Source organism: Paraburkholderia sediminicola (assembly GCF_046026855.1).
Classification (GTDB): Bacteria; Pseudomonadota; Gammaproteobacteria; order Burkholderiales; family Burkholderiaceae; genus Paraburkholderia; species Paraburkholderia sediminicola_A.
In genome coordinates this window covers 96163-122882 of the sequence record NZ_JAQQET010000001.1, presented here as the reverse complement: position 1 = coordinate 122882, position 26720 = coordinate 96163, and the positions used below count along the sequence as shown (strand labels likewise).

Annotated in this window: 23 protein-coding genes; 17 read left to right on the top strand and 6 right to left on the bottom strand. The window is 62.3% G+C overall.

What is annotated here, in order from left to right; genetic code table 11:
• Positions 1 to 91 precede the first annotated feature (91 nt).
• Together PQR40_RS00550 and PQR40_RS00545 are read left to right on the top strand one after the other, a co-directional pair.
• Complete coding sequence (locus tag PQR40_RS00550) at positions 92 to 901, top strand: MoaF C-terminal domain-containing protein (RefSeq protein WP_408391337.1); 810 nt, start codon at positions 92 to 94, stop codon at positions 899 to 901.
• Positions 898 to 1701: an SDR family oxidoreductase gene (locus PQR40_RS00545; protein ID WP_408338526.1), complete on the top strand. Its 804-nt coding sequence runs from the start codon at positions 898 to 900 to the stop codon at positions 1699 to 1701. Before PQR40_RS00550 ends, PQR40_RS00545 begins: the two co-directional genes overlap by 4 nt.
• A gap of 16 nt (positions 1702 to 1717) precedes the next feature.
• Here PQR40_RS00545 and PQR40_RS00540 read toward each other — a convergent pair whose 3' ends face one another.
• Positions 1718 to 2503 (bottom strand): SDR family NAD(P)-dependent oxidoreductase, encoded by a 786-nt coding sequence (locus PQR40_RS00540; RefSeq protein WP_408508190.1) that lies wholly within the window; start codon positions 2501 to 2503, stop codon positions 1718 to 1720.
• Between the two features lie 232 nt (positions 2504 to 2735).
• On the opposite strand from PQR40_RS00540, the gene PQR40_RS00535 reads away from it, so the two are divergent.
• The 9 genes from PQR40_RS00535 (at position 2736) to PQR40_RS00495 (ending at position 14081) form a co-directional block, all read left to right on the top strand.
• Positions 2736 to 3476: a helix-turn-helix transcriptional regulator gene (locus tag PQR40_RS00535; protein ID WP_408235781.1), complete on the top strand. Its 741-nt coding sequence runs from the start codon at positions 2736 to 2738 to the stop codon at positions 3474 to 3476.
• A gap of 12 nt (positions 3477 to 3488) precedes the next feature.
• Positions 3489 to 3929 (top strand): hypothetical protein, encoded by a 441-nt coding sequence (locus PQR40_RS00530; protein ID WP_408508189.1) that lies wholly within the window; start codon positions 3489 to 3491, stop codon positions 3927 to 3929.
• A 195-nt stretch (positions 3930 to 4124) separates the two neighbouring features.
• Positions 4125 to 5624 carry an aldehyde dehydrogenase family protein gene (locus PQR40_RS00525; protein WP_408508188.1) on the top strand — a complete coding sequence of 500 codons (1500 nt, stop codon included), beginning with the start codon at positions 4125 to 4127 and terminating at the stop codon, positions 5622 to 5624.
• A 55-nt stretch (positions 5625 to 5679) separates the two neighbouring features.
• Positions 5680 to 7020: an aspartate aminotransferase family protein gene (locus tag PQR40_RS00520; protein ID WP_408235772.1), complete on the top strand. Its 1341-nt coding sequence runs from the start codon at positions 5680 to 5682 to the stop codon at positions 7018 to 7020.
• Between the two features lie 263 nt (positions 7021 to 7283).
• A complete protein-coding gene (locus tag PQR40_RS00515) occupies positions 7284 to 8225 on the top strand; it encodes a helix-turn-helix domain-containing protein (protein WP_408508187.1) in 942 nt (313 codons plus the stop codon).
• A gap of 294 nt (positions 8226 to 8519) precedes the next feature.
• Positions 8520 to 9968, top strand: a complete 1449-nt coding sequence (locus PQR40_RS00510) for an APC family permease (protein WP_408235766.1) — start codon at positions 8520 to 8522, stop codon at positions 9966 to 9968.
• A gap of 73 nt (positions 9969 to 10041) precedes the next feature.
• The gene (locus PQR40_RS00505) at positions 10042 to 11766 is read left to right on the top strand and encodes an arylsulfatase (protein ID WP_408508186.1); all 1725 of its coding nucleotides are present in this window, start codon (positions 10042 to 10044) and stop codon (positions 11764 to 11766) included.
• A gap of 23 nt (positions 11767 to 11789) precedes the next feature.
• Positions 11790 to 12854, top strand: a complete 1065-nt coding sequence (locus tag PQR40_RS00500; protein ID WP_408235760.1) for a formylglycine-generating enzyme family protein — start codon at positions 11790 to 11792, stop codon at positions 12852 to 12854.
• A gap of 57 nt (positions 12855 to 12911) precedes the next feature.
• Positions 12912 to 14081, top strand: a complete 1170-nt coding sequence (locus PQR40_RS00495) for a porin (protein WP_408235757.1) — start codon at positions 12912 to 12914, stop codon at positions 14079 to 14081.
• 111 nt (positions 14082 to 14192) lie between these two features.
• Here the strand turns inward: PQR40_RS00495 and PQR40_RS00490 are convergent, their stop codons facing one another.
• From PQR40_RS00490 to PQR40_RS00475, 4 genes are all read right to left on the bottom strand, one after another.
• On the bottom strand, positions 14193 to 15329 hold the full coding sequence (locus PQR40_RS00490) for a DSD1 family PLP-dependent enzyme (protein ID WP_408508185.1): 1137 nt from the start codon (positions 15327 to 15329) through the stop codon (positions 14193 to 14195).
• A 25-nt stretch (positions 15330 to 15354) separates the two neighbouring features.
• A complete protein-coding gene (locus tag PQR40_RS00485) occupies positions 15355 to 16011 on the bottom strand; it encodes an HAD family hydrolase (protein WP_408235754.1) in 657 nt (218 codons plus the stop codon).
• Between the two features lie 143 nt (positions 16012 to 16154).
• On the bottom strand, positions 16155 to 17060 hold the full coding sequence (locus PQR40_RS00480; protein WP_408235751.1) for a LysR family transcriptional regulator: 906 nt from the start codon (positions 17058 to 17060) through the stop codon (positions 16155 to 16157).
• A gap of 32 nt (positions 17061 to 17092) precedes the next feature.
• Complete coding sequence (locus tag PQR40_RS00475) at positions 17093 to 17851, bottom strand: GntR family transcriptional regulator (protein WP_408235748.1); 759 nt, start codon at positions 17849 to 17851, stop codon at positions 17093 to 17095.
• A 272-nt stretch (positions 17852 to 18123) separates the two neighbouring features.
• Here PQR40_RS00475 and PQR40_RS00470 point away from each other — a divergent pair, with 272 nt between their 5' ends.
• From PQR40_RS00470 to PQR40_RS00445, 6 genes are all read left to right on the top strand, one after another.
• A complete protein-coding gene (locus PQR40_RS00470) occupies positions 18124 to 18393 on the top strand; it encodes a UxaA family hydrolase (protein WP_266241527.1) in 270 nt (89 codons plus the stop codon).
• Between the two features lie 56 nt (positions 18394 to 18449).
• Complete coding sequence (locus PQR40_RS00465) at positions 18450 to 19625, top strand: UxaA family hydrolase (protein ID WP_408235745.1); 1176 nt, start codon at positions 18450 to 18452, stop codon at positions 19623 to 19625.
• 171 nt (positions 19626 to 19796) lie between these two features.
• A complete protein-coding gene (locus tag PQR40_RS00460; protein WP_408508333.1) occupies positions 19797 to 21134 on the top strand; it encodes a C4-dicarboxylate transporter DctA in 1338 nt (445 codons plus the stop codon).
• The gene (locus tag PQR40_RS00455; protein WP_408508184.1) at positions 21131 to 22156 is read left to right on the top strand and encodes an Ldh family oxidoreductase; all 1026 of its coding nucleotides are present in this window, start codon (positions 21131 to 21133) and stop codon (positions 22154 to 22156) included. Before PQR40_RS00460 ends, PQR40_RS00455 begins: the two co-directional genes overlap by 4 nt.
• Before the next feature lie 38 nt (positions 22157 to 22194).
• Complete coding sequence (locus tag PQR40_RS00450) at positions 22195 to 23274, top strand: hypothetical protein (RefSeq protein ID WP_408235739.1); 1080 nt, start codon at positions 22195 to 22197, stop codon at positions 23272 to 23274.
• Positions 23275 to 23655: 381 nt separating this feature from the next.
• Positions 23656 to 25179: a CoA-acylating methylmalonate-semialdehyde dehydrogenase gene (locus PQR40_RS00445; protein ID WP_408508183.1), complete on the top strand. Its 1524-nt coding sequence runs from the start codon at positions 23656 to 23658 to the stop codon at positions 25177 to 25179.
• 149 nt (positions 25180 to 25328) lie between these two features.
• Here PQR40_RS00445 and PQR40_RS00440 read toward each other — a convergent pair whose 3' ends face one another.
• Positions 25329 to 26669 carry an MFS transporter gene (locus PQR40_RS00440; RefSeq protein WP_408338500.1) on the bottom strand — a complete coding sequence of 447 codons (1341 nt, stop codon included), beginning with the start codon at positions 26667 to 26669 and terminating at the stop codon, positions 25329 to 25331.
• Positions 26670 to 26720: the final 51 nt, after the last annotated feature.

Sequence of the window (26720 nt, the reverse complement as noted above, 5' to 3'; positions counted from 1 at the left end):
GCCTCCGTACAGTAGTCACAGGCGCCACGGGCTGCCGCTCGATGCGAGCAGCGCCGCGGCAAATCATCGAACTACTGGAGCAATACAGACAATGACATCTCAACCCGTTTTCATTCAGGTCGGCGCGCTGGCCGAAGGTTTCGCGCCCGACAGCCACATCCTGCCGCCCGTCGACGATCTGACTGACCGCACATTACAGCTTGAATTCGCCGATGGCCCCGCGGAGACGTTGACGTTCGTCTCCGCGGGTGTGCTGCGTACGGCTGACGGTCAATTCGAATGCCGGGTCACCTCGGTGCGCGACGGCATTTACTTCGTCGATTACATCGGCGGTGGCGATGGCTCGCGGCCGGCAGCGACGAGTTACGTTCTCGATGTGAAAAAGGGCTTGTGCACCGCAGTGGCCGGCACCTTGCCGAATGAAAGCGAAGCCCGTACCGATGCGTTCACGCGTGTCGAGCGAGGCATGGAGTTGACCGGTGTACAGGTGCAGTTCCGCCACGGCAGGATCGCGCAGCAGGGCGCTAACACGGACGCGGCATTGCATCATCCGACTCGCGAGCTGATCGGCATGCGCAACCTGTACACGTATAGCGCCACGGAACAGTACGAACACGTCTATCTGAACGACAATTTCTATGCGTGGCAATGCCTCGCGGGCGTGGAAGCAGGGCTCGCGGATGTGGACCGTTGCCACTACATCGCCATCGCCAAAGATCTGTACCTGTTCGTCTGGCGCGAAAAAATCATTCCGACGCTCGGTGTGGTGATGATCGACCTCGAACGCAAGAAAACGGATGGCAAGATTTTCGGCTATCGGGGCAACCAGTTCGACGCGCTGTCGAATTTCCCGGTCGGCGCACTCGCACAAGTGCTCAACGTGACGCTGCATCCGCAATGAGCGACGCCGCGCAGCATATGACGAGCGTGCGTGATTTCGCCGGCAAGGTGGTGCTGGTGACCGGCGGCGCGCAAGGCATCGGGCGCGGCATTGCCGAGGCGTTTGCCGCGCGCGGCGCCTCGGTGGCGATCGCGGATCTGCGCAGCGACGCGGTCTCGGAAGCGGCGCAACGTCTCGCGCAGCACGGCGCCGCCGCCCGCGCCTACGAGGCGGATATGGCCGAGTACGCGCAGATCGAGCGCCTCGTTGGCGAGGTGGAATCAGACTTCGGCAAGCTCGACGTGGTCGTGCATAACGCAGCGTATTTCCCACTCACGGCCTTCGATGCGATCACGCCCGCGATTTTGCAGCGCACCTTCGCCGTGAATCTTGCCGCGCTCTTCTGGCTCGCGCAGGCGGCGACGCCCGCGTTTATCCGGCAAGGCGGCGGCCGGATGCTGGCGACCTCGTCGGTGACGGGGCCGCGTGTGGCGTATCCGGGGCTCGCGCACTATGCGGCGTCGAAGGCGGGCGTGAACGGCTTCATTCGCGCTGCGGCGCTGGAGCTGGCGAAGCACCGCATCACGGTCAACGGCGTCGAGCCCGGCATGATCCGCACGCCTGCGATGGGCAATCTCGGCGACGACGCGCACAACCGCCGTATCGAGCAGGCAATTCCGCTCGGGCGCCTGGGCGAACCGTCGGATATCGCGGCGGCCATGCTGTTTCTAGCGTCCGACGCGGCCTCGTACATCACTGGTCAAACCATCGTGGTCGATGGCGGCGCGACCTTGCCAGAGTCGACCGCCGCGATGAGCTGAGGCCTTGCGGCCTCGCTTACATATGGTCGAAGGCGAGCGTCGGCACGTCGACGATCGAGGAGCCGCCGTCGGCCACGAGGGTGGCGCCTGTCACGATCGACGCAGCGGGCGACGCCAGAAACTCGCATAGGCCGGCGATTTCTTCTGCGTGCGCGGGACGGCGCAACGGCACGTCGGCGCAGACGCGTTGATAAGCCGCATCGAGCGTTTCGTCGTAACGCTGCATCAACGGCTGCATTTCCGCATCGGCCATCGGCGTGCGGACCCAGCCGGGGCATACCGCGTTGACACGCACGCCGTGGGGGCCATAGTCGCGAGCGAGCGAGCGTGTGAGGCCGATCAGCGCGTGCTTCGACGTGGTGTAGCCGCAAACGGCGGGCCCCGCTGCGAGCGAAGCGATCGAGGCGACCAGCACGATCGCGCCACGTCGTTCGATCAGATCGGGCAGGCAGGCGCGGGCGGCGACGAAGGCAGTGTCGAGATTCGCGCGCATCGCGGCGGACCAGGCGGCGTCGTCGGTCTCGATGGCGGTGCCCATGCCGAAACCGCCGGCGCAGGCGATCAGCGCATCGACAGTGCCGCCGTCGGCCTTGATTGCGGCGATGAAACGCTGCCAGTCGGCGGTGCTGGCAGCGTCGCCATCGAGCGCCAGGCCGCCGGTTTCGCGCGCCACCCGTTCGAGTGGTTCGCGGCGTCGGCCGATCAATGCCACGCGCGCGCCGCGCGAAGCAAACAGGCGGGCGCAGGCTTCACCGATGCCGGTGCCTGCGCCTGTGATGACAACCGTGCGTTGTTGGGACATGGCGTTCCTTATGAACGTAATTGAACGTGACTGGATGTGATTTAGCGTGATGAAAGGAGTGAAGCGTGAGTCCAGAGTCTAGACACGCGGGGCGTGCCGCGAAATCAGGCAAAAGGATGACAACGCCACCGTCGTTCGACTGCGCGGATCGGGTCGATTTGCCAATTTGTGCTCACGCTGCGGAATCGCACGTTCGTACGATGGTCTTGAGCTGGTGAACCGGGAGAGCGCCATGTTGAACACGATTCGCGACGAAGCTGCGTCCCAAAGCGCTTTCATGCCCGCACTGGGCGCCGCAGTGGATGCGCTCGCGCAACTGGTGCGACCCTCGGCGACGGTCTTCTACTGGGTCGGCGCGGACAACGAACCGTCCGGCTTCGAGCTGTTCGGCATGACCGAGACGATGCATCGCACGTATTTGCAGCGTTACTGCACGCTCGATCCGATGCATCCGTCGCGTTTTTCGACGCAGACGGGCAGCGTGCTCACGCTCGCGGGCGAACTGCCGGAGACGGTGCGCGGCGGCTCGGTGTACTGGCGGCGCTTCCTGAATCCGCATCAGGTGGTCGATGTGATGGAGGTCCTGCTCCGGGATGGCACGCGAGGCACCCGTCCGGTGGCCGCGTTTTCACTGCTGCGCATGGCGCCCGCGGAAGCCTTTTCCGAGGACGATCAAAAGCATGCGAGGGCGGTGCAACCCCTGCTGGAAGCCGCACTGGTGCCGGCGCTGCGCGATCAGCGGCCAATGCGCACGCATCTGCGCCACGACGGAGACGTCGATACCGATATCCGTCCGAACCTGACACATCGCGAACAACAGATCGCGCGCCTCGTGCGCAATGGCTTGTCGAACAAGGAGATCGGACGTGACCTCGCGCTCGCGCAGCCCACGGTCAAAACCCACCTGTTGCGCATGTTCCGCAAGCTCGGCGTGTCGAGCCGCACGGAAATGATCGGCGCGCTGTTTCTATAAAGGACCGACGCCATGATCGACACCTGGCCGATGAATGACACGCGCGTCGAAGCGGTCGAGGCCGATGAGCCGATGCTCCTCTACGCTGTCGCGGCCGTAGCGGTAGAACGCGCCGACAGCATGCATGGCGCTCGCTGGTTCCAACGCCGTCAGGCCGCGCTGGCCGCCGTGATCTCTCGCGAAGAAGACGTGTCGGACATTCTGCTGCGTTTGCCTGATAGCTGGAACATCGTCGATGGTGCACGGTGCGTCGGCCTGCATGACGACGTCGACATTGTGAGCGGCGATCCGCGCTTTAATCGCGGCTTCGTGGAAGCGAACTGCGCAATTGTCGGGCATAGCGACGGCGCACGTTTTGCGCTGCTTATGCAGATCAATGCGGCCGAAGCAGTGTTGCTGCCCGAACGGTTATTCGTGCAGCGCGACGCATTCGAGCGTTGCCTTTACGCATAACTGCAAGCAACCGGCCGCGAGCGCGTAATCCCGGCTACGTAACCGCAAACGAGCGCTAGATGTTTTCCCTTAAGCGCGGCGTGCCTGCCGATTTGCGCTAACGGTGGACGAACCGGCGTGACACCATTCTTCAACACGATGGCCTCCGCGGCCATGAATCGGATAGCAGCGAGACATCAACGAGAGGCCCAGGATATGAGTAACGATGCAACGGTTGTCGTCAGTGATGCGGTTCGCGCGTTCGTACAACGCGATTTCGGCCTGTTTATCGGCGGCGCGCAGCAACGCGCGCATTCGGAGCGTCGTCTGGATGTGTTCAATCCGGCGAGCGGTGAGCGCCTCGCGACCGTAGTGGATGCGGATGCAACCGACGTCGATCACGCGGTGAGCAACGCGCGCGCTGCGTTCGATGCGCGGGTATGGAGCGGCCTGCGTCCCGCCGATCGCGAGCGCATTCTGCTGCGCTTCGCCGACCTGCTCGAAGCCAATGCCGAAGACCTCGCACAACTCGAAACCTTGAATCAGGGCAAGTCGATCAACATCGCCCGCGCGGTGGAAGTGGGTGCGACGATCGAATATGCGCGCTATATGGCGGGCTGGGCGACCAAGATTACCGGCGAAACACTGGACGTGTCGATTCCGTTTCCGCCGGGTACGCGCTATACGGCGTTCACGCGCAAGGAGCCGATCGGCGTCGTTGCCGGCATCGTGCCGTGGAATTTCCCGCTGATGATCGCCGTGTGGAAGCTGGTGCCGGCGCTTGCCGCGGGATGTACTGTCGTGATCAAGCCGTCGCCGGAAACGCCTTTGACTGCATTGCGTCTCGCCGAGTTGGCGCTTGAAGCCGGTGTTCCTGTGGGCGTATTCAACGTTGTCACCGGAGGCCGTGAATGCGGCGCCGCGCTGGCGGCGCATCCAGGCATCAGCAAGATTTCGTTCACTGGCTCGACGCCGACGGGCAAGCTGGTCGGCACGGCCGCCGTGCAGAACATGACGCGCTTTTCACTGGAACTCGGCGGCAAGAATCCGGCGGTGATGCTCGCCGATATCGACGTCGAGCAGGCGATTCAAGGCGCGTTGGCCGGCGGCTTCTTCAACCAGGGGCAGGTGTGCGCGGCGGCCTCGCGCATTTACGTGCATCACAGCAAGTACCGGCAAGTGGCGGAAGGTCTTGCCGATATTGCCAACGCCATGACGCTGGGACCGGGCCTCGACCCGGCTGCACAGATCAATCCGTTGGTGTCCGCGCAGCACCGCGACCGCGTCATGCAGCACATCGCGCGCGCTCAGGCTGCCGGCCTGAAGTTTCTGGCGGGCGGCAAGCCGGTGGATCTGCCGGGCTACTACGTTCGCCCCACCGTCATCGCCGACGTGCCGCACGACGCGGCAATCGTGCGCGACGAAGTGTTCGGTCCGGTGCTCGCCATCGTCCCGTTCGACGATCCGCTCGAAGCGCTGCGTCTCGCCAACGACTCACCGTACGGCCTCGCCGCGAGCCTGTGGAGCAATGACCTCAAGACCGTGATGAACCTCGTGCCGCAAATCGAGGCGGGCACCGTGTGGGTCAATTGCCACGTACCGCTCGATCCGGGCATGCCGTTCGGCGGCTTCAAACAGTCGGGCATTGGCCGTGAATTCGGCAAGTACGCCATCGAAGGTTTTACGGAAACCAAGTCCGTGTGCATCGCGCATTGAGCCGGACGCAGCCACACGAACCTACCAACAAACTGGACTTAATGGAGTAAGCACTATGGGAACGAACGATTCCGCTTTCTGGCATCCGATGCAGCACCCCGCTGAAATGCAGCATCGCGAGCCGATCCGTATCGTGCGAGGCGACGGCTGTTATGTGTTCGACGATCGCGGCAACAAGCTCGTCGACGGCGTGGCCGGTCTCTGGAACGTCAACGTCGGCCATAACCGGCGTGAAGTGAAGGACGCGATTGTGCGTCAGCTGGACGAACTCGAATACTTCCAGTTGTTCGACGGTATTTCGCATCCGCGCGCCGAGGAATTGTCGAGGGTGCTGATCGATATGCTCGAACCGGAAGGCATGCGCCGCGTCATCTACAGTTCAGGCGGCTCGGATGCGGTCGAATCCGCGTTGAAGCTCGCGCGTCAGTACTGGAAGCTGAAGGGCGAGGCGGACCGCACCAAGTTTATTTCGCTGAAGCAGGGCTATCACGGCACGCACTTCGGTGGCGCGTCAGTAAACGGCAATACTGCGTTCCGCCGCAATTACGAGCCAAATTTGCCGGGTTGTTTTCATGTGGAAACGCCGTGGCTTTATCGCAATCCGTTCACTCAGGATCCCGCTGAGCTCGGCCGGATTTGCGCCGAAATGCTGGAACGCGAGATCATTTTCCAGAGCCCCGATACGATTGCCGCGTTCATCGCGGAACCGGTGCAAGGCGCGGGCGGTGTGATCGTGCCGCCGGAAAACTACTGGCCGCTGATTCGTGAAGTGTGCGACAAGTACGGCATTCTGCTGATCGCCGACGAAATCGTCACGGGTTTTGGCCGGACCGGCAACATGTTCGGCAGTCGCGGCTGGGGCGTCAAACCCGACATCATGTGCTTCGCAAAGGGCATTTCTTCAGGTTACATTCCGCTCGGTGCGACCGCGTTCAACGAGCGTATCGAGCAGGCCTTCATGAACAACGCGAATTTCACCGGCGCGTTGATGCACGGGTATACCTATGCGGGGCATCCGGTTGCGTGCGCAGCGGCGCTGGCCAACCTGAAGATCGTCAAGGACGAGAATCTGCCGGCCAACGCCGCGCAGCAGGGCGCGCATCTGCTCGAAGCGCTGCGGCCGTTCACCGAGCGCTATGCGGCGGTGGGCGACGTACGCGGTAAGGGCCTGATGGTCGCGCTCGATCTGGTGAAGTCGAAGCAGACTCGCGAGCCAATCGATCCGACCTCGGGCTATGCCAACGCGGTGGCCGAAGTGGCGCGCGCGCACGGCGCCCTGGTACGGCCGGTCGGCACGAAAATCATCCTGTCGCCGCCGCTGGTGGTCGAATCGGCGCAGCTCGACGCGCTCGTCGGTGCGTTGGCCGCGGGCTTCGATGAAGTGAAATTTGCATAATTGACTTGGTCAAGTGTTGAGGCGCGCTGCAGAATGCACCAGTGCATTCCGGGTTGGGGCAGCGCGCGATGAAATTGAATCCGCGGACGCGTCGCCGTTTTTTAAAATCGAGCCACATCCGCCGGCCTGGAATAACATTGCTTCATCATTTGCAGAGGGCGCCGCGCACCGCGGCCTTTGTCAGCATCCAGGTTGGCGTCCGCTACGACAGGCCGGGCCGTCATCGCATGAATGTAGCCTGTTCAGAGTAGGCGGGAGGGGACATGGACTTCCGGATCAGTACGCTTGCCGACGTGCACGATCATTCGCTGGCGGTGAGTGGCTGGGAGCAGGTTTATCGTCAGATGACGCCGGGCCGCTTTCAGAGCACGCTCGTGCAGGCGAGTTCGACCGACTTTCATTTCTTTCGCGAAACTACCAATCGCCGTGTGGCGCAGCATGGCGTGTCGCCGGCCAGTCTGGCTTCGATCGCGGTGCCGCTCTATGCGCCGCTCGTCGGCACGTTTCAGGGGCGGCGCGTGGATGGTTACGCGCTGCTGCTGCTCGGTGCGGGCGAGGAGTTTCGCTTCTACACGCCGGAGTCGATGCACTATGCCGGCATCAGCGTCTCCGCCGAGATGATGGACGAACTGCTGAACGTGACAGTGGGCGAGCACGCCGGCCATCAGATAAAAGGCGGTGTGCTGGCGCTCTCCGCCGAGCACGGGGTGATGCTGCGTGAGCGGCTCGCGCCGTTTCTCGACTCCGCCGAGCGCAATACCGCTGCGTTCGCGCACCCTGCCGCGACCAAAGTATTCCGCGACGAAATGATCAGCGTCCTGCTCGGTCTGATCGAAAGCGCGTCGCAGACGCCGCTGCGAGACCTTACGCACACCACGTATAGCGACATTGTGCGGCGCTGCGAACGTATTCTGCAAGACAACGCCGATCAACCGATCACCGTGCTCGATCTGTGCCGCGCGCTGCGGTGCAGTCGCCGAACCTTGCAAACCAGCTTTCAACGCGTGGCCAACGTGACGCCCGTCGAATACCTGCGCTCGATCCGGCTCAATGCCGTGCACCGGCTGCTACGTATGACGAGCGCGGAGGAACTCCTGATTGGCGATGCCGCTTGCCGCTGGGGTTTCACGCACCTTGGCTATTTCGCCCGCGAATATCGCGATCTGTTCGGCGAATTGCCGTCGCAGACGCCGCGCCTGAGCTAACGCCCAGCGCGCGTTGTCAGGGCCGCGTGGATGCGTGGCCCTCCTTGTCTGATTCTCACTCGTGAACGAATCCCGTTTGCGGGCGTGCCTGCGCGCGTCCCGCCCGATCCTTCACGTCCAGATTCAATGCCCTGGTTGGCTGCGTAGGCGAAGCCTAGGCGTAAACCCAAGTTCGCGATGCGTTGCCGATTTGTGCTCCCGCTCGGCATTTTTGGCTTTCTACAGTGCATCAACACTTGCACTGCACCCGACTTCGTCGTGATGCAGACGAATGAAAATCCAGGAGCCGAAAACATGAGCGTCGTCGCTGAACCGTCACCGTCCACCGAGTTACGCAAGGGGGCGTTAGGACTGGGCTTCATCATCTTCTTCGTAATCTCGGCGGCCGGGCCGCTGGTCGCGATCGCAGGCGGCTTTCCAATCGGCATCATGCTCGGTAACGGCGCAGGCACACCGGCCTTGCTGGTCGCCACGGTAGTGATTCTGCTGATGTTTTCCGCCGGATATACGGCAATGTCGCGGCACGTGACCAACGCCGGCGGTTTCTATGCGTTCACGGCTCGCGGTCTCGGCGGCACCGCGGGCGGGGCGGCGGCATTGATCGCACTGCTCGGCTACAACACGATGCAGATCGGTCTGTACGGCATGTTTGGCGCGGTGACCTCGGGCTTCCTGAACGCGCACTTCAACCTCAATGCGCCGTGGTGGATCTGCTCGCTTGTGGCGATGGCCAGCATCGGCGTATTTGGCTACCGGCAGATCGATCTGTCCGCGAAGGTGCTTTCGCTGCTGGTGTTCGGTGAATATATCGTCGTGCTGATTCTCGATCTGGCCATTCTGAAAAGCGGCGGCGACAGCGGCATCAACGCAGCTTCGTTCACGCCGCATACCTTCATGAGCGGCACGCCTGCAATCGGTTTTCTGTTCTGCTTCGCAAGCTTCATCGGTTTCGAAGCGACCACGATCTATAGCGAAGAGGCGAAAGACCCGCAACGCACGGTGCCGTTGGCGACCTATATTTCGGTGCTGCTGATTGGCGTGTTCTATGCGTTTTCCGCGTGGTGCATGGTAATCGGCGCGGGCAGCGACAAGATCGTCAAGACGCTCACCGCATTGAGCGATCCGACCACGTTCCTCTATACGCTTTCCGATCACTATGCCAACAAGACACTCACCGCGGCGATGAGCGTGCTGTTCATCACAAGCGTGTATGCGGGCTTGCTGGCTTTTCACAACTCCGCATCGCGCTATTTCTTCGCTACGGGTCGTGAAGGTTTGCTCCCGCAGGCGCTCGGCCGTACGCATCGCGTTCATTGCAGTCCGCATATCGGCTCGCTGTTGCAAACCGCCGTGGCCGCAATCGTTGTGCTGGTGTTCATCGTGGCGCACGCCGATCCGGTTCTGACGCTGTTCTCGTGGCTCACGAACGTGGCGACGCTTTGCATCATCGCGCTGATGGCGCTTTCTTCGGCGGCGGTGTTCGTGTTCTTCAAGCGGATCGGCCGTGACGACGCGGGCGTGATGCGTGTGGGCGTGCTGCCGGTGCTGTCCGGTCTCGCTCTCACGGTTGTGCTGGTGCTTGCGGTCGTGAATTTTCCGCTGCTGACCGGTGCGGGTGTGGGTGTGTCGTATGCATTGACCGCGTTGCTGCCGATTTTCGCGGTGGCTGGCGTGCTCGCGGCGAAAAACCTCAAGCAACGCGACCGTGAAGCGTTCGAGCGGCTGGGGCGGTCAAGGTTGTAAAGCATTTCGTCAAAGCTTCATGGCAACAAGACATGAATCGAGGTTAGGAAGACATCGTGGAAATGGAGATCAAATGAGCTTTCGTACCATCCTGGCAGCAACCTTCGTAGGCGGTGCGTGTACCGTCATGATGCCGCTCGCGCAGGCGGCTGCCGCGGCTGCTGCAGCTTCCGCACCGGCTGCGCCGGTGGCCGCACCCGGCGCGCGTCCCAATGTACTGCTGATCGTCGCCGACGATGTCGGTCGCTCGGACATCGGCGCATTCGGCAGCGAAATTGCGACGCCGAATCTCGATGCACTGGTCGCACACGGCCGTCTGCTCGACACCATGTATGTCGCGCCGACCTGTTCGCCGACCCGTTCGATGCTGCTTTCCGGCATGGACAATCATCTTGCTGGTCTCGGCAATATGGCGGAGATGATCACGCCGCATCTGACACCGGAGGAGGTCAACCATCCCGGCTACGAAGGCGGCTTGAATCAGCGGGTGGCGGCCTTGCCGGAAATCATGAAAGACGGCGGCTACTGGACCGTGATGGCCGGTAAATGGCATCTGGGCGGCAGCGATGGTATGCGCCCCGATCAGCGTGGCTTCGAACGGTCTTATGCGCTGATGAACGGCGGCGCGTCGCATTTCAGGCAGAAGGTCATGACGATTACGTCGGATGCGCCGGAGCCGACCTATCGCGAGAACGGCAAGAAGATCGATTTGCCGGCCGACTTCTATTCATCGCGGACGTACACCGACAAGTTGATTGCCTATCTGCAGGATTCGCAGCGTGGCGGCAAACCGTTCTTCGCATATGCGGCTTATACGGCGGCGCATTTGCCGCTGCAGGCACCTGACGATGAATTGCAAAAGGTGCGCGGCCAGTACGACGTCGGCTATGACGTGATTGCCCAGCGCCGTATCGACAAGATGAAGCGCCTCGGTCTCGTGCCGAACGACGCGAAGCCCGCGCCGTTGCCACAGGGCACGAAACCGTGGAACGCCTTGAGCGTCGACGAGAAGGCGCGTTCGGCCCGCACGATGGAGGCCTACGCGGCGCTGGTGGGCGATCTCGACCGTAACGTCGGTCGCCTGATCAATTACCTGAAGGCGAGCGGCCAGTACGACAACACGCTGATCGTGTTCCTGTCGGACAACGGCCCGGAAGGCAACAAATGGGAAGAGGATAGCGGCAACGCCAAGTGGATCGCGCAGACCTTCGACAACTCGCTCGACAACATCGGCCGTGCCAATTCGTTCGTGTTCGAGGGACCGGCGTGGGGACAGGTGAGTGCTCAACCCTTCCGCCTCTTCAAGGCGTACACCAATGAAGGCGGGATCCGCTCGCCGGCATTCGTGTCGTTCCCCGGACATGTTCAGGCGGGCAAGAGCGAGCAGGTGCTCACCGTCAAGGATCTGACGCCAACCATTCTGGACTTCGCCAATATCAAACAACCCGGCATCGAATTCCACGGCCACACCGTACTGCCTATGCAGGGCATGTCGATGAAGCCGTACCTGACCGGCGAGCGCAAGCGTGTGCATGTGAACGACTACGTGTACGGCATGGAGCTGATGGGGCGTAATGCGCTGCGCAAGGGCCACTGGAAACTGGTTTATTCCTACGACAACGGCAAGGGTCACTGGCAACTGTATGACCTCGCTCACGACATCGCCGAACTGCACGATCTTTCCGCGAAGCGTCCCGATGTACTCGAAGAGATGCTGACCGAGTGGGCGCAATACGTGCAGCAGAACAACGTTGTCGAGACGTGGCGCGATACCTCGTATCCGCGTATGGACTACTGAGGAGTGCCGGCATGAGCATGCATATGCGAAATTTGATCGTGCGGTATGGGGCAACGGTTGCGTGCGTCGTGCTGGCTCAGGCGGCGCTGGCGGGGGCGGTGGCGAACGGTGCCGCACCGCGAACTGTGGCGCTCGGTAATTTGCAGGCGTGCAAGGCGTTCAACGGTTTGCCGCCGGCATCGTCAGAGAGCGATCAGGTCCGCGTGCCTGCCGGCAGCTTTGTGATGGGCTCCGATGGCGGTTATCCGGAAGAAGCACCTGCGCGGAGCGTCAAAGTGGGCAGCTTCATGATCGATCGCTACGACGTGACGAACGCGGAGTACGCCCGCTTCGTTGCGGCGACGGGGTACAAGACTCTGGCTGAACGTGGACTCGATGCGAAGCGTTATCCGTCGTTGCCGGCAGAGATGACGCGGCCCGGCTCGACGGTGTTTCTGCCGCCGAAGGACCTGCTGGTCGGCGCGATGCAGTGGTGGCATTTCGTGCCGGGTGCCGACTGGCGGCATCCCACCGGGCCTGACAGTTCGATCGATGGGCTCGGCAATCATCCGGTCGTGCATATCGCGTATGAGGATGCACTGGCCTACGCGAAGTGGCGCGGCCGCGATCTGCCGACCGAAGCCGAATACGAGTACGCGGCGCATGGCGGCACCTCGACCACCTACCCGTGGGGCGACACCTTCGCCATCCGTTCGAAGATGATGGCCAACACCTGGCAGGGCGCCTTTCCGTTTCAGAACACCGCGAAAGACGGCTTCGTGTCCACTTCTCCGGTCGGTTGCTTTCCGGCCAACGGCTATGGGCTATACGACATGGTCGGCAATGTCTGGCAGTGGGTAAAGGATCCGTGGCAGCAGAGCCACGCGCAGCAGGCGAGCGAGCCGCCGCCGAACCCGAACGTGGATCTCGAGGACGCGCTGGTGGCCAAGGCGCGCAGCACAGAACTCGGCACCATCAAAGGCGGCTCGTTTCTCTGTTCGCCGATCTATTGCAAACGCTACCGGCCTAGCGCACGCCACGCGCAGGACGTGACGATGGGCACCAACCACATTGGTTTTCGCACGGTGCTGAGATTGCCCGGGTCGTAGGTACGCCGGTTTTGGCGCCACCAGTAAAAAACTAGTCACCTGGATTTGGAGAGTACTTTGAAATCACGAGAAAAAACCGTGAGGATGACGCTCGTCGCTGCGTCCTGCGCCTGGTTGTTCGGTGTGCCGTTCGCCGCTCATGCGCAAAGTCGCGTCACCCTGAGCGGCATTATCGATACGGGCATCCTCTACGCGAACAATAGCGGCGGCCATTCCGACTGGTCGACGACCAGTGGGCAGTTGACCGCATCGCGCTGGATTGTGACTGGCAGCGAAGACCTGGGTGGCGGATCGCATGCGATCTTCCGTTTGATGAGCCCGTTCAACATGCAGAACGGGCACGGCACCGGTCGCGCGTTCAACGTAGCCTACGTGGGCCTCGCCGACGACCGCTTCGGCACGCTGACGATGGGCCGGCAATGGGACACGACGATCGACACCGTCTCGGGTTTCGCGACCAACGAAACATGGGCGGGTTACATCGGCGCCCACGTCGGCGATGCGGATAACACCAATGCGAGCTTCAAGGTCAGCAATACCGTCAAATACGCGAGCCCGCAGTTCGCCGGATTGAGTTTCGGCGCGACCTACGGTTTCAGCAATCAGGCAGCGGCCACGGACGGTTCGTCGGGCTTTGCGAACAATCGCATGATGAGCGCGGGCGCTGCTTACGCACGCGGACCGTTCGCGGCGGGTATCGGCTTTCTACAGGCCGATCGGCCTGACGCGCAGCCCGCCGGCGCATTGGGCGCGCCGGGTGCAGGCGTGTACGACGACTATGAGAATACGTTTTCGAGCAGCATTGCCAGCACGGCGGGGGTGAAGCGGCAGCGTATCTGGCTCGCCGGGGCTTCCTACCAGTTCTTCGGCGCGCTGACATTGGGCGGCATGTACTCGAAAACGCAGTACCGCTATCTGGACGCGACCGCGTTGACGCTCGATAACTACGAGGCGAACCTGACGTGGCAGATTACGCCGTCGTGGGAAACGGGCGTGGCCTACATCCGCACCAATGGACGCTATTCAGGCAGTGGCACGGGTGATGCGGAACCGGGCTGGGATCAGATCAACCTCGGTACCGAGTACGCGATATCGAAGCGCACGACGCTCTATTTGATCGGCGTGGCGCAACAGGGGCGACATGCGGTGGCGCAGATTTATGGTGTGTCGCCATCGAGTACGCGCCGGCAACTGGTGGTGACGTCAGGCATTCAGCATCAGTTCTGATTCGGTGAGGCGCGGCACGACACGGCACGGTGATGCTGTTCGGCGCCGTGCCGGCTTTTCATGAGTGTCGTCGGCGCCGCGGCAGCCGGTCTGCAACCCGCGATCAGTTCTTCACCAGCCCTGAAAACGTCGCCACTCGACGCTGTCGCCGTTCGCCGAGACGGCGTGATATTCGGGGAACTGCGCGCCAGTCGCGCAGGCGTGATTGGGCAGGATGCGCAGCTTCATGCCAATCGGAAAGCGCTGCGTGATATCACCGGCGTGCGCGCTTTCTTGCGATGACGACAGAATTCCGTGCTCCTGATTGGCGCCGCTCACCACATAACCACCGAGCGGTGTTCCGTTCAGCAGACAGGGCTGACCGTAGCCGAAATCGTGCGCCTGCTTCGAGGTGCCGCGATCGCGGCTCATCGCCATCCAGCCTGCGTCGAGAATCGCCCAGCCTTTATCCGCCTGATGGCCGATCACGGTGGCGAGCACGCTGAGCGCGATATCTTCAAGCGTGCACACGCCGACGTTGTGCGTGACCAGATCGAAGAAAACATAGACACCCGCGCGTACTTCGGTCACGCCGTCCAGTTGCCCGGTGGCGAGGGCCGTGGGCGTTGAACCGACGCTGACGGCCGGGCAAGGAATGCCCGCATCGCGCAGGCGTTGTGCCGCGCGCACGCAGCCCGCGCGTTCCTGCTCCGCAAGCGCGGCAAGCGCTTGCGGCGTATGAAGCTCGTAGCTGGAACCCGCATGGGTCATCACACCGCCCACCTTGACGCCGTTCTCATGCAGGATCCGGCCGACTTCGAGCAGCGTGTCCTGTTCCGGCGTAATACCGGAGCGGTGGCCGTCCGTGTCCACCTCGATCCACACTTCGAAGGATTCGCCGTGCTGGTCCGAAAATGCGGCGATGGCTGCGGCGGCGGTCGGATTGTCGACCACCAGCTTCAGATCGCAACCCTGGCGGCGCAACGCCCGCGCTCGTGGCAGCTTTGAAGGGGCGATGCTGACCGCGTAGAGGATATCGCTGACGCCCGCCGCGAAGAACGCCTCCGCCTCTTTCAGGGTCGAGACCGTGATGCCGCGTGCACCGGCGGCGATCTGCGCGCGGACCACGTCGATGCATTTGGTGGTCTTGACGTGCGGACGGAATGCAACGCCCAGCCCGTTCATATGGCCCTGCATTCTCGCGATGTTCTTCTGCATCCGGGGGATGTCGATCAGCGCGGCAGGGGTGTCGATGTGGTCGAGTTTCATGTGTTCACCGGGGAATGGAGTGGCCTCAGGTCTGGCCGAAGCGGCTGAGCCATGGGACTAGCGAGTCGAGCGTCGGCGCCTCGATCTCGGGCGGCTGTGCTCCCGCCACCAGCGGCAGATCTACGCGGTTGTGCCAGTAAGTCCGCAAGCCGACCGCGGCCGTGCCGAACATGTCGTAGCTGGAACCGGCCACGAACGCGGCCTCATGGGCGTCCACGCCAAGTTTGCTGAGCGCGAGCCGGTAAGGCAACGGGTCCGGCTTGTACATGCCGGCTTCTTCAGCGGTGACGATAGCGTCCCAGTGGATTGGGAGAATATTGGCGGCCTGTGTACCGAGGTGAATGGAGCAATTCGTGACGATCGCCAGTTTGCAATGCGGGTGGAGCGCCTGCAATGTGTCGAGGGCGCCGCTCCAGGGCGCAAGCTTCAACCAGTCGGCTTCGAGCGCGATTGCCGCGGATTCCGGCAGTCCAACTTCGGCGGCTGCCTCGCGCACCAATTGTTCATACGCGATGTATCGGCCGCAGCCGTAGGTCCGGCGCAAATAGGCCGCACGCCATGCGCGGCCCGCAGGTTCTGAACCTGCGGCGTGATTCCATGACGTCCACGAGTCGAGCAGGGCGGTCAGGAGGTCGAAGAGGACCGCCTTGGGGTAAGCGGCCGGAGACGATAGAGAGGGCATGATTTAACCGGCGAGGAACGGTGAGAAGCGGTAAGCCGATTATAAAGTCCAGGTGTTCGTCCAACGTTCAGACAGGCTAACTCTCAAATTCAGTTTGATTGAATCTACCGTGTTTAACTCATGCGATCCGTACGCTATAACGTCTATCTTCTCCACGGCGGTAACGGCCTGAATCTGCCCTGTAAATACTGCATGAAATGCCGCGTACGAGCCGGCAATCCGGTTCGCTGATGTGTCAGCGCGATCACGTTGGCATCCGGCGCTTTCCAACCTGGCAGCAAGCGCACAAGCCTCCCCTTCGCGATGTCATCGGCTACATCCCATTCTGAGCGCAGGATCACGCCGCGGCCTTCGCAGGCCCACTGGCGGATCACGTCGCCGTCGTTGCAGCTCAAATGCGGAGAAACGCGCACGCTGCGCCGCGTGCGGCCTTTGCTGAACTGCCACAGCGAGACATCCTCGTTGTTCTCGCGTAGCACGATGCACGGCAGCTTGCCCAGTTCTTCCGGCGACTCCAGCTGACCAATGCGCTTGAGCAGCGCCGGCGCGGCGCATACGAAGCGTGCATTCGGTGCAATCGCGTAGCCGACCAGATTCGATACCGGTAACTCGCCGATATGCACAACGATGTCGAAACGGTCCATCGTCTCGGTCAAAGGCTGGTCGGATAGCGTCAGCGCCACATCGATATCCGGGTTCTGCTGCTGGAACCCGGCGATGGCGGGCGCCAGGTGGCGCCGCCCGAATCCCAGTGGCGCATTGATTTTCAGCGTGCCGACCAGACCGCCCCGGCGGGTCTGCAGGTCTTCGAACAGCGAGTCGAACTGCTGGACCAGTTCGGCGCCGCGTTCGCACAGCAGTGTGCCTTCTTCCGTGAACTGCAAACGGCGTGCCGTGCGGTTCACCAGTTGCGCGCCCACCTTCTTTTCCAGTTGCTGAAGGCGCTGGGTCACCGCCGAGGGTGACAGTCCCAGTTTTCGTGCCGCGGCGATCAGGCTGCCACTTTCGCGGATGGTCAGCAGAAACCGGATATCGGCCGAGTCGTTCATCGTGGCAGGGCCTCGGTTGTTTTTCTCAATGTTTATCCGCCGCTCGAGGGTCGCGCGTAACTCGATACGTAGTCGTATTCCTGCGTGTTCACGTGGGTGAGCCGATACTCGACCGGCTGTTCATTGTACGAATACGCAATCCGCTCGACTTCCAGGACGGATGCGCCAGAGGCGAGTTCGAGCAGTCCACTCTCAAGTTCGCTCGCCTGTCCAACGCGCACCCGCTCATCCGTACTCACCACGTTGATGCCGAACGTATCCTGATAGAAGTTGTAAAGCGTGTTCGGACGATTGCGCAGCGCGGCTTCAGTGAGGTCTGGGAAGCGCGCCTGCGGCACCACGATGTTCTCGACGATCACGACCACACCGTGCAGTGCAAGCTGATTCGTGAACTGAAAGACCGGCACTCCCTCGCTGATTTGCAGGCGCGCCGCGACTTTCTGCGCTGCCTTGGCTTTACGGAAGTTGACGAGGCTCACGGTGGGGTAGGTCTTGTCCCCATCGTTGCGCACGATGCGAAAGAAGCGGAAGAAATGCCGATCGCGCTGGTGCATCGCGACGAAGGTGCCAAGGCCCTGGTGCCGAATGAGGATGTTTTCAGCGCACAGTTCGTCGATAGCCTTGCGCAGCGTGCCGATCGAGACGCCAAAGCGCTCTGCGAGACGCCGTTCCGCCGGAATCGCTTCGCCACCCTTCCATTCATGCGCCGCGAGGGCGGCCAGCAGCGCGCTTTTCACTTCCTTGTACCGCGTGCCGCCGACGGCGGCCGGCGTTTCCGTCATGGTGCTCATGGTTCTCCCTGAATTCTTCTGAAGCGCGTTGACACGATTTTACGGCAATAAGCCATTCATGTAACACATATAGATGATCTAGTTGACATGGATGAATTTGACGCCTAGGATGACTTCAACACAACGCAGCGGCGACATGAGATTCGCCGCCCGGCACGCACTGGCCACTTATTGAACTCAACCAGGAGACGCAGATGAGTCACGCAGCAGCAGAAACGAATGGCGCCGCGAGCACGGCGGCTGAAACGGGCGGACGCAAGACGATCCACATCGTGTTGCACGAGGCCAGAGACACGGTGGGTGTGGCGGTTGTCGAAGGAATTCAGGCGGGAACGCAACTGAACGCGTGGATCATGGATGAGGACGAAATCGTGACCGTGGCCGCGAAGCAGGACATCCCGATCGGCCACAAGGTGGCGCTCAAGGACATGGCCGTCGGCGACACGGTGTTCAAGTACGGCGTCGATATCGGCAAGGTGGTCGCGCCGATCACCGCGGGCGAGCACGCCCATGTGCACAACATCAAGACAAAGCGCTGGTAAGCCGTGTGCCCCAGGCAGCAAACAACATTTCGCTTTCCCATATCGAGAGAGACACCATGAGCGTCATTGAACTGGATACGACTTTCCGCGGCTATCGCCGCAGCAACGGCCGTGTGGGTGTACGCAATCACGTGATCATCCTGCCGGTCGACGATCTGTCGAACGCGGCGGCGCAAGCGGTCGAGAACAACATCAAGGGCACGATGGCGCTGCCGCATCCGTACGGCCGTTTGCAGTTCGGTGCGGACCTCGACCTGCACTTTCGCACGCTGATCGGCGCGGGCAGCAACCCGAACGTCGCGGCGGTCGTTGTGATCGGTATCGAGGAAGGCTGGACCAAGCGCGTGGTCGACGGCATCGCTGCGTCGGGCAAGCCGGTCATGGGCTTCGGCATCGAACTGCATGGCGACCACGACACCATCATGCGGGCGTCGAAAGCAGCCAGGGAGATGGTGCAATATGCGACCGCGCTGGAGCGCGAAGAGTGCCCGATCAGCGACCTGTGGGTGTCGACAAAATGCGGCGAGTCGGACACCACCTCCGGCTGCGGCGCGAACCCCACCGTCGGTAACGCGTTCGACAAGTTGTACGGGCTCGGCACCACGCTCGTGTTCGGCGAGACCTCGGAGCTGACGGGCGGCGAGCAGATTGTCGCCGCGCGCTGTGCGAACGACGGCGTGCGCGAGCGCTTCCAGTTCATGTTCGATCGCTACCAGGACATGATCAATCGCTGGAAGACCGACGACCTGTCGGAGTCGCAACCCACCAAGGGCAACATTGCGGGCGGCCTCACGACCATCGAGGAAAAGGCGCTCGGCAACATCCAGAAGATCGGCAAGAAGTGCATGGTCGACGGCGTGCTCGACAAGGCCGAAATGCCGACACATCCGGGTCTCTGGTTCATGGATTCGTCGTCCGCAGCAGCCGAGATGGTCACGCTGTGCGCGGCCTCGGGTTTCGCGGTTCACTTTTTCCCGACAGGCCAAGGCAACGTGATCGGCAACGCGATCGTGCCGGTCATCAAGATCTGCGCGAACCCACGCACCGTGCGCACGATGAGTGAGCATATCGATGTGGACGTATCCGGCATCCTGCAACGCGAGCAAAACCTCGACCAGTCCGGCGACCGCCTGCTCGAATGCATGCTCGCCACGGCGAACGGCCGCTGGACTTCGGCGGAAACGCTCGGCCATCGTGAATTTGTGCTGACGCGGCTGTTCGAAAGCGCCTGATCCGCCGCAAGCACAAACGCAGCACAGCATCACTGCATTACCGATAGAAGCAGCAGGGCAAAACGAAGTCCCCGTCCGGTGCGCGCCGGCACGACACCGTTCGACGAAGCGGGCGTGCCGTACGGCGCGCCCGTCTATCTTCTGGCAGCAGCGAGTGGAGGAGACACCATCTTGCGCGTGCTCAAGCATCTCTATGTGCAGGTCCTGATCGGACTTGCGGCCGGCATTCTCGTCGGTCATTTCGCGCCGTCGCTCGGCGTTCAGTTCAAGCCGCTCGGCGACACTTTCATCCGCCTGATCAAGATGTTGATCACGCTCCTGATCTTCTGCACGGTGTCGATTGGCATCGCGCGCATGGAGAACCTCAAGCAGGTCGGGCGCGTGGGCTTCAAGACGATCCTTTATTTCGAAGTCGTGACGACGATCGCGCTCGTCATCGGGCTCGCGGTCGCGAACCTGGTGCATCCGGGCGCGGGACTGAACATCGATCCTGCGACACTTGACGCGAGCGGCGTGTCGCGCTTCGTGAGCGAGGCGCATACGCAGTCGCAAGCGAGTTTCCTCGATCAGATCGTGCCGAATTCGGTCGTCGGCGCGTTTGCGCGCGGCGATCTGTTGCAGGTACTGCTGTTTTCGGTGTTGTTCGGGATCGCGTTGTCGATCATGTCCGGGCGCAGCCGGATTCTTCAGCGTGGCATCGAGCAGTTCGGCGACGTGCTGATGCGGATCGTCGAGATGATCATGCGGCTCGCGCCGCTCGGCGCCTTCGGCGCGATCGCATTTACGGTTGGCAAGTACGGCATCGCGAGTCTGCAGCAACTCGGCCTGCTGATCCTGTGCTTCTACATCACGAGCATCCTGTTCGTCGTGATCGTGCTGGGTACGGCATGCCGCTGGGCGGGCGTGGGTCTCTGGCCACTCCTTAAATACCTGCGCGAAGAACTGCTGATCGTACTCGGCACCTCGACCACCGAATCCGTGCTGCCGCGCCTGATGGAGAAACTCGAACGGCTCGGCTGTCCGAAGTCGGTCGTCGGTCTCGTGTTGCCAACCGGCTATTCATTCAACCTGGATGGTGCCGCGATTTACCTCACGATGACCTCGCTCTTCATCGCGCAGGCGACCAACACGCACCTCACCTTGATGCAGCAGATCGGGCTGCTGGCGATCCTGATGCTGACCTCGAAGGGCGGGGCGGGGGTAGCCGGTGCGGCGCTGGTTGCGTTGACGGCGACGCTGTCCACCCACAACATCATTCCGGTGGCGGGCATCACGCTCATCATCGGCATCGACCGCGTGCTGAACGAAGTGCGCGCAATCGTGAACATGATAGGCAATGCGGTGGCGACGTTAGTGGTCGCGCGCTGGGAAGGCGTGTTCGATGTGGAGACGGCGCGTGCCGTGCTTGCTTCGCCGCGCAACGCAGCGCTACAGGACAGCACGAATGAGGTGGACGGCGCGACGATGCCGCTGTCCTCGCGTCAGGCGATGCGTGAGAGTCACAAATGAGCGATTCGAACCTGCGATACGTTGCGGCCGATGAACTGGGCCAACTTGCTCGCGCGGCCTTGCTGGGAGCGGGCGCGACGCCTGCGACGGCCGATGCTACGACGCGCGCGCTCGTCTACGCTGACATGCGCGGGCTCGCGTCGCACGGCGTAGCGCGCCTGCCGATGTACGTCGCGCAACTGCGCAACGGCCGCGTCGATCCGGTGGCCGTGCCGGGCATCGTACGCGACAAGGGCGCGGCCTTTCTGATCGACGCGGCCGACGGCCTCGCCTTCGCGGCCTGCGAACTGGCGATTGCGACCGGCATCGAGCGGGCACGGCAGTTTGGTACGGCAGCGGCAAGCATTGTGCGCAGTCATCATTTTGGCGCGGGGGCGTATCACCTCGAAGCGATCGGCGCGGCCGGGCTCGTTGGGCTCGCATTCAGCAATGCGCCTGCGTCGATGCCGGCCTGGGGCGGCAAGAAACCGCTCTTCGGCACGAACCCGATCGCGGCCGTCTTTCCTCGTTCGAAGGGCCGGCCGCTCACCATCGACCTGTCGCTATCGCAGGTGGCGCGCGGCAAGATCATGGTTGCGGCGAGAGACGGCAAGCCGATTCCGCAGGGTTGGGCGACCACCGCGGACGGCCAGCCGACCACCAATGCGCAGGCCGCGCTCGACGGCATGATGCTGCCGTTCGGCGGCGCCAAGGGGGCCATGCTCGCGCTGATGGTTGAATTGTTGGCGGCCGCGTTATCTGGAGCGCAGTTCGGGGCGGAGGCCGGATCGTTTCTCACCGCCGAGGGCGCGCGTTCGCGCGTCGGGCATCTTTTCTGGATCATCGACCCGGCTGCGCTCGCGGGCACCGCGATATACGAGGCGCGGATCGAGACGCTGATTGACCTGATGCTCGTGGACGACGGTGTGCGTCTGCCAGGTTATCGGCGAGATGAAGTGGCCGAGGCTGCCGCGCGCGACGGCATCGGCATACCGGCAACGCTGCTTGCGCAACTGGAGGTGCTTGCCCGAGCCGCAAGTTAAACTGACGCTTCCGTAACGAAGCCGACAGCCTGACTAGCATGCCGAACGATCCCGCTTCCCAGCCAGCCGAAGACCCGCAACACAGCGCCCTGAAACGGGGGGTATTTCTGCACACGGGGTGGCGCAGCGCGGGGACGTGGGTCTGGTCGCGTCTGCGCGCACTCGATTCCGTGACCGGATTCTATGAACCGTTCAGCAACGTGCTCGCCAATCTGAGCCTTGCCGACGTTTCCGCGTCCCGTCCTACCCTGACCTCTGGACATCCCCCGCTTGCCAAGCCGTATTTCGAAGAGTACCGGCCGTTTCTGCAAGAGGGCACGCGCGGCGTAGCCGGATACAGGAAGCGCTTCGGTACCGATCGATTTTCGCCTGTGCCGGATGTGGAATTTCCCGCGCTGCAGGCTTATTTGACCCATCTGTGCGAGCGGACCGCCGCGCAAGGCAGCGTACCCGTCTTCAAGTTTTGCCGTTCGTCGGGCCGTCTGCCGTGGCTCAGGCGCGCATTCCCGCAAGCCATGCATGCCGCGGTGCTGCGAAATCCCGCATCGCAATTTGCCTCGGGGTGGCTGCTCAACCAGCAATGGAGCAATCCGTTCTTTGTGGCCGCACCGTTTCGCGTGCTGGGTCTGAATCAGTCGGAGCCTCTGGTTCGGCAGGCTATCGAAATCTGCGGCGTAAGCTTGCCGCCTGCCGTGCCGACTTCGGATGACGCTTACGCCATGGCATGCGAGCAATATGCGCGCACAGCGGAAGGCAACAACGCGTATCGGGCGTTCGTCGCGTTGTGGATTCTTGGTGCGTTGCGGATGGTGGACGGCGTCGATCTGATGATCGACATCGACCGGTTGGGACAGTCGCGCGACTATGCGGCCGGATTGCGCGCCGAGTTCGAGGCGCAGAGTGGTTTGTCGCCTGACTTCGGCAACGCACGCGACCTGGTCGAGGAAACGCGTCGCAGCGCGGCGCGCATGGCTGGGATCGACGGCCGGTCAATGCGAGCGGTTCATTCCGCGGCGTTGAAATTCCTTAAGACGCAGGGCGGCGCGGACGCCGGTTTGACTGAACTCATCCGCGAGAAGATGGTGCTGGCCAACGAATTGACCGAGCAGTGGCGCTGACGCGTGAGCGGATCATCGACCGTGGTTGCGATCGGTTTTTCTAGCAATCTCGGCCTCACCGGCCAGTACAGTTGCCGCGCGAAAAACAATACAGTGAGGCGCGGTTTTATTGTGCTGTATCGGGAATATGACCGGTACCGTCGATACAGTTGGCGGGTCTTGATGGAGCCTGCCGGCAAGTGGGGTGCGCCTTGCGGAGTGCTGTCCAGCGGAGCGCCGCCCGGCGGAATGCCGCCCAGCGGAGCGCCGTCCGGCGGAATGCCGCCCAGCAGATCCCCGCCCGGCATTTCACCGCTCGCGTGCTGCGCGACGTAGCTTGAACTTTTTGCTTAAGGCCCGGTGGTCAACCCTTGCGGCCTATCCCGAACTCGAGGTAACGAAATGAATGCAGTGAACGAACAAGCGAAGCTGTCGGTGCAGCAGTTGGGCCATTACATCAATGGTGCGCCGGCTGCGTCGACCAGCGGCCGCGTCAAGGACGTGTTCAATCCCGCTACCGGCCAGGTGACCGGCTCGGTCGCTTTGGCATCGGTCGGGGAAGTGGACGCTGCGGTTAAAGCTGCGAAGGCTGCCTTTCCCGCCTGGAGCGAAACCGCGCCGATCAAGCGCGCACGCATTCTGTTCAAGTTCAAGGAACTGCTGAACCGGCACCACGACGAACTCGCCATGCTGATCACGCGCGAACACGGCAAGGTGTTCACGGACGCGCAAGGCGAAGTGGTGCGCGGTATCGAGGTCGTCGAGTTCGCTTGCGGCATTCCGAATCTGCTGAAGACCGATTTCACCGATCAGATCGGCGGCGGCATCGACAACTGGAATCTGCGTCAGGCGCTGGGGGTGGTGGCGGGGATCACGCCGTTCAATTTCCCGGTGATGGTGCCGATGTGGATGTTCCCGGTCGCGCTCGCCTGCGGCAACACGTTCGTGCTGAAGCCGTCGGAGCGTGACCCGTCGGCGTCGTTGCGCATTGCTGAACTGCTGAAAGAAGCCGGTTTGCCCGATGGCGTGTTCAACGTCGTGAACGGCGACAAGGTGGCCGTGGATGCGCTGATCGAACACCCGGACGTCGCGGCGCTGTCGTTTGTCGGGTCCACGCCGATTGCCGAATACATCTACACGGAAGCATCGAAGCGCGGTAAGCGCGTGCAGGCGCTGGGCGGCGCGAAGAATCATCTGGTGGTGATGCCGGACGCCGATCTGGACCAGGCTGTCGACGCATTGATCGGCGCTGCCTACGGTTCGGCGGGCGAGCGCTGCATGGCGATCTCGGTCGCAGTGGCGGTCGGCAATGTCGCCGATGAACTGATCGAGCGTCTGGTGCCGCGTGTGAAGTCGCTGGTGATCAAGAACGGCGAGAACCTGGACGCCGAAATGGGTCCGTTGGTTACCGCGGAACATAAGGCCAAGGTGGCCGGCTATATCGACTCGGGCGTGGCGGAAGGCGCGAAACTGATCGTCGATGGCCGTGCACATCCGGTCGTGACCGAAGACGGTTTCTTCATCGGCGGGTCGCTGTTCGACCAGGTCGGCACGGAGATGAAGATCTACAAGGAAGAAATCTTCGGGCCGGTGCTGGCGGTGGTTCGTGTACCCGATTTCGCGAGTGCGGTCGAGTTGATCAATGCGCACGAGTTCGGCAACGGCGTGTCGCTGTTCACGTCGGATGGCGGCATGGCGCGTGCGTTCGGCCGGCAGATTCAGGTGGGCATGGTCGGCATCAATGTGCCGATTCCGGTGCCGATGGCATGGCACTCGTTTGGCGGCTGGAAGCGTTCGCTGTTCGGCGATCACCATGCATATGGCGAAGAGGGCGTGCGTTTCTATACGCGCTACAAGAGCATCATGCAGCGCTGGCCCGATAGCATCGCGAAGGGTGCTGAGTTCACGATGCCGGTGGCGAAGTAATCGATAGAGCAGTATTTCTGTAATGAAAAAGCCGCGCCTGATTTCAGGAGCGGCTTTTTAATGTGTCGTCGAATTCGCACCAGGTGATGGCGCGGGTTGCGATCACGCATTTGTTCTGATGCACCGCGCTACTGATCACGCCGCAGCCCTTAAACACCCGCGGACGAATCCTCTTCCGCTTCGCTCAGCACGGCATTCTGCACCGCGGTTGCCGGGCTGACGTAAAGCGGCGCCTGGCGCGGGTCGTCAATGCTGTAGCGCAACCAGCCCGCCTCGACATACACGCGCAACTGACGATACTTGACCAGATACATCAAGCCGACGACCGCCGCCGCGAAGCCCGATGCAGCGCCGACGCCGAGCGCCCAACGCGGGCCGAAGCGATCCGCGACCCAACCCACTACCGGTGCGCCGAGCGGCGTGCCGCCTAACGCGATGGCCAGCAGGATCGCGATGACCCGGCCACGCATGGCCGGCTCGGTGGAGATTTGCACGAGGCTGTTCGTCGACGTGTTGAACGTCTGCGTCGCTACGCCAACCACGACGAGTGCCAGGCCGAACAATACGTAGTTCGGCATTAACGAGGCGACCGTGCAGCCCACGCCAAAAACCGCCGCTGCGCCGAGCAGAAGAGCCATGCGAGGTTTCGCCCTGCGTGCGGAGAGCAGCGCACCGGTTACCGAGCCGATTGCCATGGTCGAGCTCAGTACCCCATATTGACTCGCACCCGCATGAAAGGCGGTGACCGACATGGTCGAGATGAAGATCGGGAAGTTCAGCCCGAACGTACCGATCAGAAACATCATCAACAGCGCGGCTTTCAGATCGGGGCGCGTCCACACATACTTGAAGCCTTCCACGAAGCTGCCGCGCGTGCGTGTCGCACGTGGTTTCAAATTCAGTTCGCTGACGCGCAGCATGCGCAGCGAACCGAGCACGGCGACGAAGGAGAGCCCGTTGATCAGAAACACCCAGCCCGTGCCCACTGAGGCGATCAACAGCCCTGCGACAGCAGGCCCGATCATACGTGCCGCGTTGAACGAGGTGGAGTTCAGCGCGACCGCGTTCGACAGATCGGCTTCTCCCACCAGATCGGAGACAAAGGTCTGACGCGCCGGCGAATCGAACGCGGTGACACAGCCGAGCAAGCCCGCAAACACATAGACCTGCCATAACTGCACGAGGCCGGTCACGGTGAGAATCCCGAGGCACAACGCCAATGTGCCCATCGCCCCCTGGGTGGCGAACAGCAGCTTGCGGCGATCGAAATGATCGGCCGCATAGCCGGTTAGGGGCAGCAGGAGCATTTGCGGCCCGAACTGCAGCGACATCACAATGCCCACGGAGGTTGCATTGTGATGCGTGAGTTCAGTGAGCACGAGCCAGTCCTGCGCCGTGCGCTGCATCCATGTCCCGACGTTGGAGACGATCGCGCCGCTGGCCCAGACCCGGTAGTTGAACGTGCGCAGTGAACGGAATGTGCCACTCACCGGGACATCTTCCCGTGGACGATTCGCGCTGCGCAGCGGTTCAGACGCATG

What these genes read in the sequence shown, in the direction of transcription:
- PQR40_RS00455 (WP_408508184.1), top strand. Translation starts at nt 21,131, where the DNA reads ATGAGCGATTCGAACCTGCGATACGTTGCGGCCGATGAACTGGGCCAA.
- PQR40_RS00550 (WP_408391337.1), top strand. Translation starts at nt 92, where the DNA reads ATGACATCTCAACCCGTTTTCATTCAGGTCGGCGCGCTGGCCGAAGGT.
- PQR40_RS00525 (WP_408508188.1), top strand. Translation starts at nt 4,125, where the DNA reads ATGAGTAACGATGCAACGGTTGTCGTCAGTGATGCGGTTCGCGCGTTC.
- PQR40_RS00465 (WP_408235745.1), top strand. Translation starts at nt 18,450, where the DNA reads ATGAGCGTCATTGAACTGGATACGACTTTCCGCGGCTATCGCCGCAGC.
- PQR40_RS00480 (WP_408235751.1), bottom strand. Translation starts at nt 17,060, where the DNA reads ATGAACGACTCGGCCGATATCCGGTTTCTGCTGACCATCCGCGAAAGT.
- PQR40_RS00545 (WP_408338526.1), top strand. Translation starts at nt 898, where the DNA reads ATGAGCGACGCCGCGCAGCATATGACGAGCGTGCGTGATTTCGCCGGC.
- PQR40_RS00505 (WP_408508186.1), top strand. Translation starts at nt 10,042, where the DNA reads ATGAGCTTTCGTACCATCCTGGCAGCAACCTTCGTAGGCGGTGCGTGT.
- PQR40_RS00520 (WP_408235772.1), top strand. Translation starts at nt 5,680, where the DNA reads ATGGGAACGAACGATTCCGCTTTCTGGCATCCGATGCAGCACCCCGCT.
- PQR40_RS00475 (WP_408235748.1), bottom strand. Translation starts at nt 17,851, where the DNA reads ATGAGCACCATGACGGAAACGCCGGCCGCCGTCGGCGGCACGCGGTAC.
- PQR40_RS00515 (WP_408508187.1), top strand. Translation starts at nt 7,284, where the DNA reads ATGGACTTCCGGATCAGTACGCTTGCCGACGTGCACGATCATTCGCTG.
- PQR40_RS00485 (WP_408235754.1), bottom strand. Translation starts at nt 16,011, where the DNA reads ATGCCCTCTCTATCGTCTCCGGCCGCTTACCCCAAGGCGGTCCTCTTC.
- PQR40_RS00450 (WP_408235739.1), top strand. Translation starts at nt 22,195, where the DNA reads ATGCCGAACGATCCCGCTTCCCAGCCAGCCGAAGACCCGCAACACAGC.
- PQR40_RS00530 (WP_408508189.1), top strand. Translation starts at nt 3,489, where the DNA reads ATGATCGACACCTGGCCGATGAATGACACGCGCGTCGAAGCGGTCGAG.
- PQR40_RS00445 (WP_408508183.1), top strand. Translation starts at nt 23,656, where the DNA reads ATGAATGCAGTGAACGAACAAGCGAAGCTGTCGGTGCAGCAGTTGGGC.
- PQR40_RS00490 (WP_408508185.1), bottom strand. Translation starts at nt 15,329, where the DNA reads ATGAAACTCGACCACATCGACACCCCTGCCGCGCTGATCGACATCCCC.
- PQR40_RS00500 (WP_408235760.1), top strand. Translation starts at nt 11,790, where the DNA reads ATGCGAAATTTGATCGTGCGGTATGGGGCAACGGTTGCGTGCGTCGTG.
- PQR40_RS00535 (WP_408235781.1), top strand. Translation starts at nt 2,736, where the DNA reads ATGTTGAACACGATTCGCGACGAAGCTGCGTCCCAAAGCGCTTTCATG.
- PQR40_RS00540 (WP_408508190.1), bottom strand. Translation starts at nt 2,503, where the DNA reads ATGTCCCAACAACGCACGGTTGTCATCACAGGCGCAGGCACCGGCATC.
- PQR40_RS00510 (WP_408235766.1), top strand. Translation starts at nt 8,520, where the DNA reads ATGAGCGTCGTCGCTGAACCGTCACCGTCCACCGAGTTACGCAAGGGG.